The organism is Nocardiopsis sp. NPDC055824 (assembly GCF_053616335.1).
On record NZ_JBSHDN010000038.1, the window covers coordinates 26,600 to 41,170 of the forward strand.

13 protein-coding genes are annotated in these 14,571 nt (G+C 75.4%); 6 read left to right on the forward strand and 7 right to left on the reverse strand.

The features are described from left to right. Positions 1-99: 99 nt before the first annotated feature. Positions 100-462 carry a DUF3140 domain-containing protein gene (locus ACWGL3_RS11010; protein WP_267947100.1) on the reverse strand — a complete coding sequence of 121 codons (363 nt, stop codon included), beginning with the start codon at positions 460-462 and terminating at the stop codon, positions 100-102. Positions 463-614: 152 nt separating this feature from the next. After that, a complete protein-coding gene (locus ACWGL3_RS11015) occupies positions 615-1,631 on the reverse strand; it encodes an SDR family oxidoreductase (protein WP_452461208.1) in 1,017 nt (338 codons plus the stop codon). Positions 1,632-1,786: 155 nt separating this feature from the next. Between ACWGL3_RS11015 and ACWGL3_RS11020 the strand changes: the two genes are divergently transcribed. Together ACWGL3_RS11020 and ACWGL3_RS11025 are read left to right on the forward strand one after the other, a co-directional pair. Beyond that, positions 1,787-3,661 (forward strand): glycoside hydrolase family 15 protein, encoded by a 1,875-nt coding sequence (locus tag ACWGL3_RS11020; protein ID WP_267947099.1) that lies wholly within the window; start codon positions 1,787-1,789, stop codon positions 3,659-3,661. Continuing rightward, positions 3,654-4,187: a DUF1360 domain-containing protein gene (locus ACWGL3_RS11025; RefSeq protein WP_267947098.1), complete on the forward strand. Its 534-nt coding sequence runs from the start codon at positions 3,654-3,656 to the stop codon at positions 4,185-4,187. The genes ACWGL3_RS11020 and ACWGL3_RS11025 overlap by 8 nt, the downstream gene beginning before the upstream one ends. 50 nt (positions 4,188-4,237) lie before the next feature. Here ACWGL3_RS11025 and ACWGL3_RS11030 read toward each other — a convergent pair whose 3' ends face one another. Next, positions 4,238-4,795 (reverse strand): hypothetical protein, encoded by a 558-nt coding sequence (locus tag ACWGL3_RS11030; RefSeq protein WP_431061472.1) that lies wholly within the window; start codon positions 4,793-4,795, stop codon positions 4,238-4,240. Between the two features lie 233 nt (positions 4,796-5,028). On the opposite strand from ACWGL3_RS11030, the gene ACWGL3_RS11035 reads away from it, so the two are divergent. The 4 genes from ACWGL3_RS11035 (at position 5,029) to ACWGL3_RS11050 (ending at position 8,945) form a co-directional block, all read left to right on the forward strand. Beyond that, a complete protein-coding gene (locus ACWGL3_RS11035; RefSeq protein WP_267947097.1) occupies positions 5,029-5,625 on the forward strand; it encodes an O-methyltransferase in 597 nt (198 codons plus the stop codon). An 89-nt stretch (positions 5,626-5,714) separates the two neighbouring features. Further along, on the forward strand, positions 5,715-6,458 hold the full coding sequence (locus ACWGL3_RS11040) for a polyamine aminopropyltransferase (RefSeq protein ID WP_355010703.1): 744 nt from the start codon (positions 5,715-5,717) through the stop codon (positions 6,456-6,458). Between the two features lie 171 nt (positions 6,459-6,629). After that, complete coding sequence (locus ACWGL3_RS11045; protein ID WP_452461202.1) at positions 6,630-7,790, forward strand: FUSC family protein; 1,161 nt, start codon at positions 6,630-6,632, stop codon at positions 7,788-7,790. Between the two features lie 42 nt (positions 7,791-7,832). After that, positions 7,833-8,945: a PQQ-dependent sugar dehydrogenase gene (locus tag ACWGL3_RS11050; protein ID WP_452461203.1), complete on the forward strand. Its 1,113-nt coding sequence runs from the start codon at positions 7,833-7,835 to the stop codon at positions 8,943-8,945. A gap of 182 nt (positions 8,946-9,127) precedes the next feature. On the opposite strand, the gene ACWGL3_RS11055 is transcribed toward ACWGL3_RS11050, so the two are convergent. The 4 genes from ACWGL3_RS11055 to ACWGL3_RS11070 form a co-directional block, all read right to left on the reverse strand. Further along, positions 9,128-11,386 carry a glycoside hydrolase family 9 protein gene (locus ACWGL3_RS11055; RefSeq protein ID WP_452461204.1) on the reverse strand — a complete coding sequence of 753 codons (2,259 nt, stop codon included), beginning with the start codon at positions 11,384-11,386 and terminating at the stop codon, positions 9,128-9,130. 171 nt (positions 11,387-11,557) lie between these two features. Further along, entirely contained in the window at positions 11,558-12,541 is a 984-nt protein-coding gene (locus ACWGL3_RS11060) for a protein kinase family protein (RefSeq protein ID WP_267947092.1), read from the reverse strand. Positions 12,542-12,685: 144 nt separating this feature from the next. Continuing rightward, on the reverse strand, positions 12,686-13,438 hold the full coding sequence (locus ACWGL3_RS11065; RefSeq protein WP_452461205.1) for a hypothetical protein: 753 nt from the start codon (positions 13,436-13,438) through the stop codon (positions 12,686-12,688). A 246-nt stretch (positions 13,439-13,684) separates the two neighbouring features. Beyond that, entirely contained in the window at positions 13,685-14,425 is a 741-nt protein-coding gene (locus ACWGL3_RS11070) for an SDR family NAD(P)-dependent oxidoreductase (protein ID WP_267947090.1), read from the reverse strand. Between the last annotated feature and the right edge of the window lie 146 nt (positions 14,426-14,571).

Here is a 14,571-nt window from a genome sequence, read left to right on the forward strand (position 1 = left end):
ACACCGGACGGGGACCGGGCCGGGTCTCGGCCGCCGGACGGACTCCCCGTCGGGCGGACTCCCCGTCGGGCGGCCCCGCACCGGCGGGTCCGGCCCCGGCTACGCGAGGTCCTCCTCGTCGGGCCGCGCCGAGTCGGGGCTGAGCGGGTCGTGCCCCACCGACATCAGGCGGCGCCGCCACCCGGGATCCTCGCGGTGCGGGTCCGCCAGTTCCCGCCGGACGAGATCCGACACCTCGCGCATCAGCTCGACGTCGGCCCCCGTCACGTCGACACGGCGCTTGGACAGCAGGTTCACGACCGCCTCGCCCCGCCGGGACACCGTGTGGCCGGGCTCCGGCCGGAAGCCCTCCTCACCGGAGGCGTCGGTGAGCAGCCACTCGCGCAGCTCCTCACCGGTCATGTCCACCGCCGAGTGGAAGTCCTCCCACGCGTCGTCCACGGTCGGGTCGTGCTCGGTCATCTTCTTCCTCCCCGCTCTCGGACATGTCCTGTCGGATCCGTTGACCGGCTCCGCGCCCCCGCCCCGCCTCCGGCTCCTGGCCCCTGAACTCCGGCCCCGCGGCCCCGGCCGGGACACCCCGGCACCCCGGCCGCCGTGCCGGTCGAAACCCTTCACCGCCGGAGCCGGCGGGACGCGTAGACCGCGGCCCCCGCCGCCAGCGCGGCGGCGCCGACCAGGGCCGCGGGACGGCGCCTGCGGTTCAGCTCGTCGAGGGGGCTGACGCCCCACGCCTCGTCGTCGAACTCCCCGTGCGCGCCGAAGTCCAGCACGTCGTCCACGGGCTCGAACAGGTTGTCCCGCTCGGGCGCGGGCTCGTCCCGGACCTGGCTGTCCCTGCCGGAGAGGCCCAGCTGGAGGTCGAGCGCCCTCGGGGCGAGGCGCTGCGCCAGCACGGTGCCCACGGTCGACGCGCCCACCCAGTACCGGCGGCGCCGGGGGTGCTCGGCGGCCCACACGATCGCGCGCGCCGCCACCTCCGGCTGGTAGACCGGCGGCACGGGCCTGGTCCGCGCCCCCATCCGCGAGCGGACCCACGAGAACTGCGGGGTGTTGACCGCCGGCAGGTGGACCTCCGTCAACCTGATCCGCGACCGGGCGTGCACCAGTTCGGCGCGCACGGAGTCGGTGAACCCGCGTACCGCGTGCTTGGCCCCGCAGTACGCGGCCTGGAAGGGGATGCCCCGGTAGGCCAGGGCCGATCCGACCTGCACGACCTCGCCCCGGTTCCGGGGCACCATCAGCTCCAGCGCGGTCCGCGTGCCGTGGACGTAGCCGTGGTAGCAGACGTCGGTGACCCGGCGGTACTCCTCGGGCTCCACCTCCCCGAAGGGGGCGATGACCGAGGCGAAGGCCGCGTTCACCCACACGTCCACCGGGCCGAGCGCGGCCTCGGTCCGGGCCGCCGCCTCGCGCACCGCCGCGGCGTCCGCGGCGTCCGTGCGGACGGCCAGCGCCGGGACCCCGGCCTCGTGCGCCTCCCGCTCGGCGGCGGCCAGCCCCTTCGCGCCGCGCGCGAGGAGGGCCACCGCGTAGCCCCGGCGGGCGAACTCCCGCGCGGTCGCCCGGCCGACGCCCGCGCCGGCGCCGCTGACGACGGCCACCCGGCGTCCCCCGTTCCCGGTCTCCATACCGACCTCCGTCACGAACTCGGGACCTTCCCCCTGCGCTACCCGGGGCAGTGGTTCCTTATGTGCACACCAGGACTCTGAAGTGTCGTTTCGTCCCGTCCTTCCCAGGGCAGGCGGAGGGGAAGCGCTGGCGGGAGGACCACGGGGAGGGGCCGATGGGGCAGGGGACGACGGGCATCGGGGACCACGGCTTCCTCTCGGACTGCCACACCGCGGCGCTCACCACACCGGACGGCACGGTCACGTGGCTGTGCGCGCCGAGGTTCGACGGGCCCGCGTTCCTGTCCGGGATCCTCGACCCGGACCGCGGCGGGGAGTGGACCCTGGAGGTCCAGGGGGCGCGGCCGGCGGACCGCGCCTACGTGGACGAGACACTCGTCCTGGAGACCCTGTGGCGGGGCGACGGGGTGGAGGTCGCGGTCCGCGACCTGCTCGCGGTGCGGACCCCCGGGGGGAAGGAGGGCCTGTACCGCGAGGGCGTCCTCGTGCGGCTCGTCGAGTGCAGGGCGGGCACCGCCTCCGTGCGCTCCCGACTGCGTGCCCGTCCCGACTTCGGACGCTCGGAGCCGCGGTGGGAGAGCGTGGACGGGGGCCTGAGGGAGGCGTCGGGCCCGCTGCTGTCGGGCGCTCCCGGCCCCGGCCTCACAGGGGACGGCGGCCCCGAGTTCCTGGTGGAGCTCTCCGAGGGGGACACCGCGGTCTTCGCGCTGGACTACCTCCACGGCGAGCGCCGCGTCGACCTGGGGGAGGGACGCGCCCTGCTCCGGGGGACGGTGGACGCGTGGCGGGCGTGGTCGGCGCGGACCGACTACGACGGCGCGGGGGCCACCCACGTGCGCCGCAGCGCGCTCACCCTGCGCGGGCTGCTCCACGAGGAGAGCGGAGCCCTGATCGCCGCGCCCACCACCTCCCTGCCGGAGTGGCCGGGAGGGACCAGGAACTGGGACTACCGCTACGTGTGGCACCGCGACGCGGCCCTCGTGGTGCTGGCCTTCCTCCGCCTCGGGCACGAGGCCGAGGCGGGGAGCTACCTGAGCTTCCTGCTGCGGGTGTGCGGTCGCCCGAAGGGATGGCTCCCGCCCGTGGAGACGGTCGACGAGGAACCGCCCCCCGAGGAGGAGGTCCTGGACCACCTGTCCGGGTACGGCGGAGCGCGGCCGGTCCGGACCGGCAACGCGGCGTACTCGCAGCACCAGCTCGACGTCTACGGGCACATCCTCGACGCGGCCCTCTCCTACGAGGACGCCACCGGGAGCCTGCCGCCGGACGAGCTGGCCCGGCTCGCCACCGTGGTCGAGTCGGCGCGCGAGCTGTGGCGGGAGCCGGACGAGGGCATGTGGGAGGTCAGGACGGACCCCCGGCACTGGACCAGCTCCAAGGTCTACGCCTGGGTGTGCCTCGACCGCGCGGTCCAGCTCGCGGAGATGACCGGCGGGGAGGACGAGGTGCCGCTGGAGGCATGGCGCGAGGAGGCCCGCGCGATCCGCCGGGACGTCCTCGACCACGGCTACGACCCGTCCACGGGTTCTTTCGTCCAGTCCTACGGCGCGGCCAACGTGGACGGCTCGCTGCTGCGGATCCCGCTCCTGGGCTTCCTCGACGGCACCGACCCGCGTGTGCTTCGCACCCTGGAGCGCGTGGAGGCCGAACTGGGCGAGGGCGGCGGCCTGATCCGCAGGTACGACCCCGAGGAGACCGGCGACGGGATCGGCACCCCGGAGGGCGCCTTCCTCCTCTGCTCGTTCGACATGGTGTCCGCGCTCGTCCTCGCCGGGCGGACCGACGAGGCGAGGGAGAGGTTCGAGCGGCTGTGCGGGAGCGGGGGCGAACTGGGGCTCCTCGCCGAGGAGATGACCGCGGACGGCACCCAGCTGGGCAACTTCCCCCAGGCCTTCACGCACCTCGCGCTGATCGAGGCCGCCGTCAACGTCGACGGGGCGGCCGACAGGGAGGCGCTGCACGACTGGGCCCGCACCAGGTCCGGCAACGGAGGCGGAACGAGACGAAGGAGGAACGGGGACGATGACTGACGACACCTCCGGCGCGGAGAGCGTCAAGGAGACCGTCCGGCAGGAGGCGGAGGCCTACCGCGGGGGCAGCGACCAGCCGCTCGTCGGCTACGCCGCGGTGGCGTCCGGCTACGCGGCCCTGGTGGCGGCGGGGGCGCTCGTCGCGAGCCGCTCCCGCCGGAGCGGGGCCGCCGCCTCGGTGGGGCCCTGGGACCTGGCGCTGATGGGGCTCACCACCCACAAGCTGTCGCGGCTGCTGGCCAAGGACCCGGTGACCAGCCCGCTGCGGTCGTTCTTCACGCGCTTCCGGGGGGCCTCCGCGCCGGCCGAGCTCGACGAGGAGGTGCGCGGCGAGGGCGGGCGCAAGGCGGTCGGCGAGCTGGTCACCTGCCCCTTCTGCCTGGCCCAGTGGGTGGCCACCGGCTACGCCTTCGGGCTGGTGTTCGCTCCCGCCCTCACCCGGAGCGCGGGAGCGGTGTTCAGCGCCGTGGCGGTGTCCGACTGGCTGCAACTCGCCTATGTGCGCCTCCAGAAGGCGCAGGAGTAGGGCCCGGCCGCTGGAACCCAAACTCTCCCGGCCGGGCCCGGTCCGCCCGGTCAGGCGTCGCGGCGGCGGTCCTCCGGCCCGGTCCCCCCGGCGCCGGAGCCGTCCCCGCGGGGCTCACCGCCCGGCTCCCCGTCCGGGCCGTCGGAGCCGGCGATGCCCGCCTCGGGGGGCGTGCCGACGACGAACCCGAAGACGACGTGGTCGATCAGCAGCGCCCACCGCTCGCGCGGTCTGGACCCGCGGGCGTGGGCCAGGCCCAGCACCGGCGCGACGGCCACCTCGAACAGGCCCCAGACCGCGACGCCGTACACCGGCCCGGTCAGCCGCGAACGGCGCAGTCGGGCGGGCAGGAGGGCGAACACCGCCCCCGCCGTCGCGCCGTACCCCCAGTGGGCCAGTTCCACGGCGGCCGACCTGCGGTGCTCGGGCACGCTCTCCAGCAGGAGGGGCACGCCCTCCTTGAGGACGGCGTCGGGCGGCGTCCTCTCGATGGCCCCCACGCCGACCGCCACCTGCCGCATCCCGCTCATGGCCATCGCGCCCACGACCCCCCGCAGAGCCCCCCGGAACCAGGGGCGGCGGGGAGGAGCACCGGTTTCGTCGACCATCGCTGCCTCCCAATTGCTCGGTGCCTTCCGGTTTCCCACCCCCTAGCCGTTCCACGGTCCGCCCACACGTCGGGACACGAATCCGTCGCACCGGCCGGAGCGGCAGGGGGTCGTCCGGACCGGCGCGCCGGGGACGACGCGGTCCGTGCGCCCCGTCCGGGTGCTGGACCGGCCCTCCCCGCCGCCGTAGCCTCGACCCGACGGGCAAGGCGAGCAGCGAGGAGCCCCGCCACATGGCGACCACAGCGCCGGACCGGCGTCCCGCGTCCCTGGCCGCGATCGAGGCCGACACCGAGGCCATCGGCTTCACCATGTCCTGCGAGGAGGGTGTCGGCCGCCTGCTCCGGGCCCTGGCGGCGTCCAAGCCCGGAGGGCGGTTGCTCGAACTGGGCACCGGCACCGGAGCGGGTACCGCGTGGCTGCTCGCCGGGATGGACCGGGAGTCCGTCCTGGAGACCGTCGACAACGACCCCGCGTGCCTCGGCGTGGCCCGCCGCCACCACACCGTGGACCCGCGCGTGACGGTCTACGAGGCCGACGGCGGCGAGTGGCTGGCCGGTCGGGCGGACGACACCGGCCCCGGCTACGACCTGGTGTTCGCGGACGCGTGGCCGGGCAAGTTCACCCACCTGGACGAGGCGCTGTCGCTCGTGGACCGGGGCGGCTTCTACGTCGTCGCCGACCTCGCCCGGCACGCGGGGGGCACGGACTCCGAGGGCCACCGGCTGGAGGTGGAGGGGCTGATCGGCGACCTGGAGTCGCGTTCGGGCTGGGAGCGGATCCCGCTGCTGGGCTGGTCCTGCGGAGTGCTCGTGATGGTCCGCCGCTGAGGCGTGTCCGGCGCGGAACCGGCCCCCGGGCGGGCGGCGCCCCCTACGGTGGGCGGGACACCCGCCCTCTCCTGTCTGGAGCACCGACCTTGAGCCCACGTTTCCGGGAACTCGACCACCGGCCCACCCCGATGGGGGTGATCAGCCTGCGCCGCCGCTGGGACCCCCTCGTGGGCGACGACGTCTACGAGATCAAGCTCGACGACGACTTCCTGATGTCCAGCGCCTTCACCGCCGCGGAGGTGGAGGTGGCCCGCCTCGCCCTGGCCGAACTGCGCGCGGGCCCCGGCGCGGAGCCGCCGGACGGGTACGACGTGGTCGTGGGCGGGCTCGGGCTCGGCCACACCGCCCTCACCGTGCTCGACGACCCCGGTGTGCGCTCGCTCCTGGTGGTGGAGGCGCTGGGCGAGGTGGTCGACTGGCACCGGGAGGGGCTCGTCCCGGCGGGGGCCGTGCTGTCCGCCGACCCCCGCTGCCGGCTGGCGCGCGGCGACTTCTTCGCACGGGCCCTGGGCTCGGAGGGGCTGGACCCGGAGGCCCCGGGCAGCCGGTTCCACGCGGTCGTGGTCGACATCGACCACTCGCCCCGACACCTGCTCCACCCGTCCCACGCACCCTTCTACGAGCCGGAGGGGGTGCGCCGCCTCGCCGGGAGCCTGCACCCCGGCGGGGTGTTCGCGCTCTGGTCCAACGACCCGCCGGACGCCGACTACGAGGACGTCCTGCGGCTCGCCTTCGGCGGGGTGCGCAGCGAGGTGGTGACCTTCGCCAGCCCCTACCAGGAGGCGCCCGCGTCGAACACCGTCTACCTGGGGACCGCCCCCGGGGCCTGAGCCGCGAGGACGGGGCCGCCGCGGTGCCGAGGGGCCCCGCGACGTGTCGGAAGCGCCGGAGGGGGAAGCGACGGTGACAGCGGGGACGGCCCGCGGCGGGACGGCTCCGCCGGGCCGGGGGCACGGGAACGGGCCCCTCCCCGGCGGCGGACGAGGACAGGAGGGGACGGGGTGGCGCAGCGGCATCGGACGGGACCCGGGGAGCGTTGGCGCCGGTGGGGGCGCAGGGCCTTCGAACGGCGGGGACACGAGCGCGAGACCGCCGTCCTCATCCTCAAGTGCGCCGTGGCCGCGACCCTCGCCCTGGGGGTGGGCACCCTGCTGATGGACACGAAGCAGATCGGGTTCGCGCCGTTCTCCGCCCTCCTGGTCGTGCGCCCCAGCGTCTACGGGTCGGTGCTCCAGTCCGGCCGCTACGTGGCCGCGGTCGTGACGGGCGCGCTGATCGCGGGCCTGGGCGGTCTCACCGTGGGCCCCGAGCTGTGGATCTTCGCCCTGCTCGTCCTGTTCGCCCTCGTCCTGGGCCAGGCCGCCGTCTTCGGCTCGCAGGGCTCCCAGATCCCCGTCGTCGCGGCGTTCGCCCTGGCGGGGGGCACGGCGGCCAGCCCCGGCGACCTCGGCTCGCTCCTGGCCATGGTCATGGTGGGCGCGGGCGCGGCCGTGGTGACGAACACGGTCCTCGCCCCCGCCATCCGCTTCCGCGACGCCGAGAACGCGGTGCTCGACTTCGCCGACGGCCTGCGCCACCTGTCGCACGAGATGGCCGAGGGGCTCGGGCGGGGGAACGACGGCCTGGCCGATCTCGACCACTGGGCGCGCGTCGCGGAGGGGTTCGACGACACCGAGCGCAACGCGCGGGCCGCGGTCGCCAAGCAGGAGGAGCGGGTGCGCCTCAACCCGCGCAGGGCCCTGGGAGGTCGCGGGCCCCAGGGCGACCCGGACGCGTACCGGGCCTGGATCTCCGCCCTGGGCCGGGCCTCGCGCCACCTCCGGTCCGTCGTGCGCACCCTGCGGTACTCGACCGACTCCGGGGGGAGGTTCCCCGCACCGGACGACGCCTTCCTGAGCGGGTTCGCGCAGCTCATGGACGGCGCGGCCGACGCTTTCCGGGCCGTCTGCGACGCAGAGGAGCCGGAGCGCTCCTCCGCCTCCGCCGACCTGCGCGCCTGCCTGGACGCGGGGGAGCGCGGGGTGGAGCGGGCGCGGCAGGAGCTCGGCGAGGACCGGGACCGGGACCGGTGGCCCGTGTACAGCGCGCTGCTCACCGACGTGGACCGCCTGTTCGAGGAGCTCCGCGAGGGGCACGAGAACAGCACGCGCGACCGCGGGTGAGGAACCGGGCGTACACGGGCCGTCACGGGGAAGGGAGCGGACATGGTGCACACATCGACCGCCGGACCCGCCTTGCGTACCCTCTCCGCCCTCGGCGCCCTCCTCCTGCTCTCCGCCTGCAGCACCCCCGAGGGCGTGACCACCGGAACCGGTGAGACCGACCCCGGGACGACCGCGTCCGAGCCCGGACAGCCGGAGGACGTCGCCACCGGCCTGGAGGTGCCGTGGGGCGTCGCGTTCCTCCCCGACGGCTCGGCTCTGGTCGCCCAGCGCGACTCCGCCGAGGTCGTCCGCGTGGCGGGCGACGGCACCGTCACCGGCGCCGGGACCGTCCCCGGGGTGTCCCCGTCCGGGGAGGGCGGCCTGCTGGGACTGGCCGTCGACCCCGGTTTCCCCGAGGAGCCCTACGTGTACGCCTACTACACGACGGACTCCGACAACCGGATCGGCCGGATGGAGTACGACCCGGACGGGGGCGTCCTGGGCGAGCCGGAGACGGTCCTCGACGGGATCCCCTCGGCGTCCACCCACAACGGCGGCCGGATCGAATTCGGCCCCGACGGCCTCCTCTACGCGGGGACCGGCGATGCCGGGGACCCGCGGAACTCCCAGGACACCGGCTCCCTCGGGGGCAAGGTCCTGCGCCTCACCCCGGACGGGGAGCCCGCCCCGGACAACCCTTTCGGCAACTACACGTACAGCTACGGGCACCGCAACGTGCAGGGCCTGGCCTGGGACGGGGACGGCAGCCTCTACGCCACCGAGTTCGGCCAGAACCGGCTGGACGAGGTCAACCTGATCGAGCCGGGCGACAACTACGGGTGGCCCGAGGTGGAGGGGCCCGGCGGCGGGGACGAGTACGTCGACCCGCTGGTCACGTGGACCACCGCGGAGGCCTCCCCGAGCGGCGCCGCCTTCGCGGGCGGCTCCCTGTGGGTGGCGGGCCTGCGCGGCGAGCGGCTCTGGGAGGTGCCGCTCACCGGTGACGGCGGAGCGGGCGAGCCGGTCGCCCACCTGGAGGGGGAGTACGGCCGCCTGCGCACGGTGGTGGCCGTCCCCGGCGGGGGCGGGCTGTGGCTGGGCACCAGCAACCTGGACGGCCGTGGCGAACCGCGCGACGGCGACGACCGGATCCTGCGGCTGCCCCTGGAGTAGGCGGTCCGGCGACGCGCTGCTCCCGCCGGCCCGGGCGGGGGAGCGGCCCCGGCGGCCGGGCCCTCCCCGGACGTCCCGGGGGAGGATGTCGGACGGGGCCCCACGCTCTCCTGAGGGGCCCCGTCCTCCCGGATGGACCTGTGGCCGGTCCGGGCCCGGTCACCGGGTCCCGGACCGGGCGGCTACCGGAGCTGTTCGACGGCGAACGCGGACACCCACGCCAGCGTCGAGTTCCAGTTGACGGTCAGCTCGTTGGTGGCGTAGGAGCCGATGTCGTCGATGTAGCAGAACTGGGGGGCGCACCCCGCCAGGTCGGCCTCGGTCACCGGGTCCCAGGTGGCCGTGTCCGAGTTGGGCCCTCCGGCGAGCGAGCCGGGGGGCGGGGCGGGCAGCGACGGGTCGAGCTGGTGGGCGTACCAGCGGCTGTGCTGGTTGACCGCGTCGTTGGTGCCGTGCCCGGTGACGTAGGACTGGTTGAGGGCGTTGCGGCCCAGCACGTAGTCCATCCCCTCCAGGACCGCGTCCCGGAAGGCCGCGTCCCCGCTGACGTCGTAGGCGGTCGACAGCACCACCAGGTTGTTCAGCACGAGGTTGTTGGAGCCCCAGGCGAAGACCCCGTCCTCGGGCGCGTAGGCCAGGCCGTACGGGTGGGACCCGATGTTGTCCAGGTACTGCCCGGCGCCCTCGACCAGCGCGTCCCGGGCCCCGTCGGACAGGTCGTTGGGCACCGAGGCCAGCTGGAGGACCCCCAGCGGCGCCGTGTAGCGCCAGTCGAACCCGCCGGGTCCGAACACCCCGGGGTCGGCGTGCAGGCCGGACGAGGTGACGGCGTCCTCGTATCCGTCGTCGCCCGTGGCCAGGTACAGCTCCGCGGCCGCCCAGTAGAACTCGTCGGAGACGTCGGTGTCGTCGTAGGGGCCGCCGCCCTCGCCGGTCGGTGGGGCGTACTCCTCGGGGTGGGCCGCGGCGGCGGCCCAGGCGGTCTCCGCCGACTCCAGGCAGGAGGCGGCGAACTCCGCGTCGTAGGGCTCGAAGACCCGGGAGCACTGGGCCGCGGTCGCCGCGAGGTTGAGGGTGGCGGCCGTCGACGGCGGGTGCAGGTAACGGGGCTGGGGGTCGTCGGCGGGCAGCATCGGGATCGCCGTCCACGCCGCGTCGTGGACCTTGTGGTGGGCCATGCCGGCCAGGGGTTCTCCCTCGGGCACCTGCATGGCCATCAGGAACTCCATCTCCCAGCGGGCCTCGTCCAGGACGTCGGGGACGCCGTTGTCCCGCTCGGGCAGGCGCAGGGTGGAGTCGCCCGCGCGCTCGGGGTTGCCGGTCGGCGCGTGCAGGGCGCGCTCGTGGACGCTCATCAGCTGGTGGACGGAGATGCCGCCGTTGACCACGTACTTGCCGTGGTCGCCCGCGTCGTACCAGCCGCCGGACACGTCCAGTGTGTAGTCGCAGGGGGTCGCGGGATGGCAGGGGACCTCGGTGTCGCCCTGGTTGGGCGCGACGCCGACGTGTCCGGCCCCGCGTCCGTAGCCGGGGGCGATCGCGTCCGAGATCCCGATGCCGCTGCGCTGGGGGTAGTAGAAGGACAGGGCGTCCGCGGCCAGGTCCTCGTAGAGGTCGGCGGAGACGGCGAAGGGATGGCTCGTCTCGCCGTCGGCGGTCAGCGTGTACCCCTCACCGGGTTCGGTGAAGCCGCCGAAGTCGACGGTGTGGACGCTCTGGCCGGACGAGGCGTCGGGGCCGTGGGGGACGGTGTCGCCGTCGGCGACGACCGCGCCGTCCGCGTCGGCCAGCGTCCAGGGGAGGGGATCGGCGGCGTCGGTGACGACGGTGGCGTTCTTGGGGCCCTCGGGCAGGTAGCCGAGCTGGTTGACGCGCACGCGCGGGCCGGTGTCGGGCACGTACACGGGGGGTTCGGCGCCGTCGAGCAGGGACACGTCGTCCAGGCAGAGCGTCCAGGGCTCGGCCGCGCCGCCGACCTGGAAGGCCACCTGGGCGTCGTCGCGGTCCTCGTCCGCCGTGAAGACGAACGCGTGGGAGGCGGCCTCCTCGGTGAGGAACGCGCGTTCGTCGAGTTCGGTGCGCCAGGGGTCGACGGGTTCCTGGACGAGCGCGCGGACGGGCCGCGACCCGGTCCCGGAGGCGGTGAAGGAGAAGGTGTAGGACTCGCCCGCACGCAGGGGGACGCCGTCCTGGCCGATGATCACGTCCCACGGATCGGCGGTTCCGCCGGGGACGTCGGCGCACAGCCGTCCGTCCTCCGTGACCTCGGGCGCGATGGAGGGGCTGCCCCACCATCCGGTGGCGCCGTCGTCGAAGCCTCCGTTGACGATGTGTTCGGTGGGTTCCTCGTCGGCCTGAACGGGGGAGGCCGCGAGGAGGGTCGCCGAGAGCGCCAGGGCGGCGCCGAGGGCCGGTGCGGCGTTTCTTCGTACCGGTCTCACTGTGGGGGTTCCTTCCGCCGGGGGTGAGCGGTCGACAGGTCTGGGAGCGCTCCCAAATTCATTGTTGTGTCGTGGATCACTGCTGTCAATGGGGGTAAACGGCATCGGAGGGCGCGGTCTCCCCGCCGCGGCGGAGGGAGCCCTCCGGCGCGGCGGGCGACCCGCCAGGGCTCAGCCCCCGGCCCCGGACACCTGCGTCCCCACCCGCTCCACGCCGGCGGCGGAGCCCCCGGCCCCGGCCGACCCGCCTTCGCGACCCAGCGCCCACAGGGCCAGGGCCGCGCCCAGCAGAACCAGGACCAGCGCCGCCGCGGCCAGGGCGACGGCCGGTCCCGTCCCGGACCGTTTCCGCTCGGGGGGCGGCGGGGGCCCGCCGGAACCGGTCAGCGCGCGGGCCAGGCCCGCCGCGTCCGGGCGGTCCTCCGCCAGCGGCACCAGCGCGGCCGAGACCGGGCCGGCCAGGTCCCGGGGCACCCCGAACAGGTCCGGGCGTCCGTTCTCGTGCCGGTGCGCCACCGCGTCCGGGTCGCCGGTGCCGAACGGAGCCCTGCCGGTCGCGGCGAAGGCCACCACCGACCCCCAGGAGAACATGTCGATCGAGGAGGACAGGCGGCCGGTGAAGCACTCCGGGTCGACCCAGCCCGCCGAGTCGGCCGCGGCCACGTGCGCCTCGAAACCGGTCAGCACCGGGCCGTCCGGCCCCAGGACCACGCCGGCCGGGGTCAGGTTCGGGTAGACGGCCCCGGCGGCGTGGACGTCGGCCAGCGCCGCCGCGATGCCGGCGGCGAGTTCGCGGACCTGGCCTCCGGGCATCGGCCCGTGCGTGGCGACCATGTCGCGCACGGTCGGCCCGGGGACGTACGCGGTCGCGAACCACGGGCGCGGGGCGGAGCCGTCCGCGGCGAGCAGCGGGGCCACACGGGGTGAGCGCACCCGCTGGACCAGGCCGGCGTGGTGGGCGAACCGGGACCGGAAGCCGGGGACGGCCACGTGCTCCTCGCGGACCACGGTGAGCGCGGCCCAGCCGCCGTGCCCGTCCGGGGCGGCGTAGGTGACACCGGAGCCCCCGGTGTTCATCCGGCCGTGCAGGGGATACGGGCCGACCTGTGCGGGGTCGCCGGCCACGAGCGGGGTCGTCGGGGGAGTCTCGTTCACGGGTCCTCCGGCGGGCCCCGGCTCACGGGCCGTCCGGGTCCGCCTGTCGTCCGGATGCGTTCGGGGACAGTATGGCGCGAACCGGACGAAGGCCGTGACCGGGCCTCCCCGGGGCCCCTCCGGTCCCGGGGAGCCCCGGGGGAGTCACTCCCCGGCGGGGAGCAGGCCCCGTGCGACGACGGTGTCGGTCAGGGCGCGGCGGATCTCCTCGGCGTCGCCGGCGTGGCCCCGGTGCCCCGTGGCGGCGAGCAGCTGGTCGCGGATCGCCGCGACCACGGCGTCCCCGCGCAGCACCTCGGCCAGCGGGGCCGCCTCGACGGCCTCCTTCCACTGGCGCAGCGCGTCCAGCCGGCCGTGGTCGACGGACTCGCGGGTGAGGTGGAACAGGGCGTCGATGTTGCGGTGGTAGGCGTCCGCGTCCAGGAGGTCCACGTCGAGGACCTCGACCGGGGTGTTGCCGCCCTCGCCGTCGGGGCGCAGGTGGTAGACCCGCCAGCGGCGGCCGTTGGTGAGGATCACCCACTCGGCGCCCTCGTCCGCCGCCAGGCGCCGCGACATCTGGATGTTGCGCTGGTCGAGCTCCTGGCCGATCCGCCGCACCTCGACGGGGGCGAACAGCTTGCCCTCCAGCATGATCGCGTAGTCGATCGAGTCGCCGCTCGTGCGGTACTCGGTGGTCATGTCCTGGTACTTGCTGAAATTCAGTCCGACACTGAAGAAGTCGGCGACGAGCATGCGGGTGTCGCCGTCGTTGGCGTCGCGCTCCAGCAGGTCGGCCAGGGGGCCGGAGAGGCGGTCCACCGCCGCGGCGACCCGACCGCGGACCGGGGTCTCCCAGCTCACGGTGGTGGTGAACTCGCCGGTCCTGGTCATGACCTGGGTGTCGTCAGCGTCCATGAACGTCCGTTTCCGTCTGTGGTGAAAGCCCTGTCGCACGGCTTTCTCCGGGACCGGGGGAGCACGCGGACGAGGGGGAGAATCCGGCCCCGATGGTACAGCTCACGGGGCGGGCCGCGGGCCGCGGGTTCGCCTTGCCACCGGCGGAACCGGGGGCCGGCACGCCGCCCGCAGACCCCCTCGCGCCGGGCGCCCGCCGTCGGCCCGCCCGTCCGGCCGCGCGCTGCCGGGCACGCGCCGGGCGCCTCAGAGGCCCCCGGAGACGCGCAGCACCGTGCCCGTCGCGTAGGCGGCCTCGGGGGAGAGCAGCCACGAGACCGCGGCGGCGATCTCGAAGTCCTGCCCGGGCCGGCCCAGGGGGATGCGCGTGGCGGCGGCCTTGGCCGGGCGGTCGGGGTCGCCCATCGCCGCGTGCATGCCGGTCTCGATCACGCCGGGCGCCACGGCGTTGACGCGGACCCCGTCGGGGCCCAGCTCCTTCGACAGGCCCACGGTGAGGGCGTCCACCGCGGCCTTGGTCGCGGCGTAGTGCACGTACTCGCCGGGGCTGCCGAGCGTGGCGGCCGCGGAGGACACGTTGACGATGGAACCCGAGCCGTGCGCGGCCATGTCCCGGGCGGCCCGGCGGCAGCACAGCAGGTAGCCGAGCAGGTTGACGTCGACCACCCTGCGCAGGACGTCGGCCGAGGCGTCCGCGAGCCTGCCCAGCGGGCCGGTGACACCGGCGTTGTTGACCAGGCCGGTGACCCGCCCCAGCGGGGCGGCCGAGTCGAAGAGCCGCTCGACGTCCTCCTCCGAGGAGGTGTCCGCGCGCACGGTGACGCAGCGCGCGCCGGCCTCCCGCACCGCGGCCGCGGTCCGGGCGGCCGCCCCCTCGTCGCTCGCGTAGCCCAGTACCAGGTCGTGGCCGTCGGAGGCCAGCCTGACGCAGGTGGCGGCGCCGATGCCCCGGCTGCCGCCGGTGACGACTGTGAGCGGACGTGACACGGTTACCCCCTGTGCGGACTGCCTCGACGGACCTCCAGTGTCCACCTCGGCGCCCGTGGCCCCGCCGTCGCCCCCGGTCACGGTGGTGGCCTGGTCCTTCCGGACCTCGCGGGCCCCGGCCCCGCGCCGCGGCGCGTACGCACCGC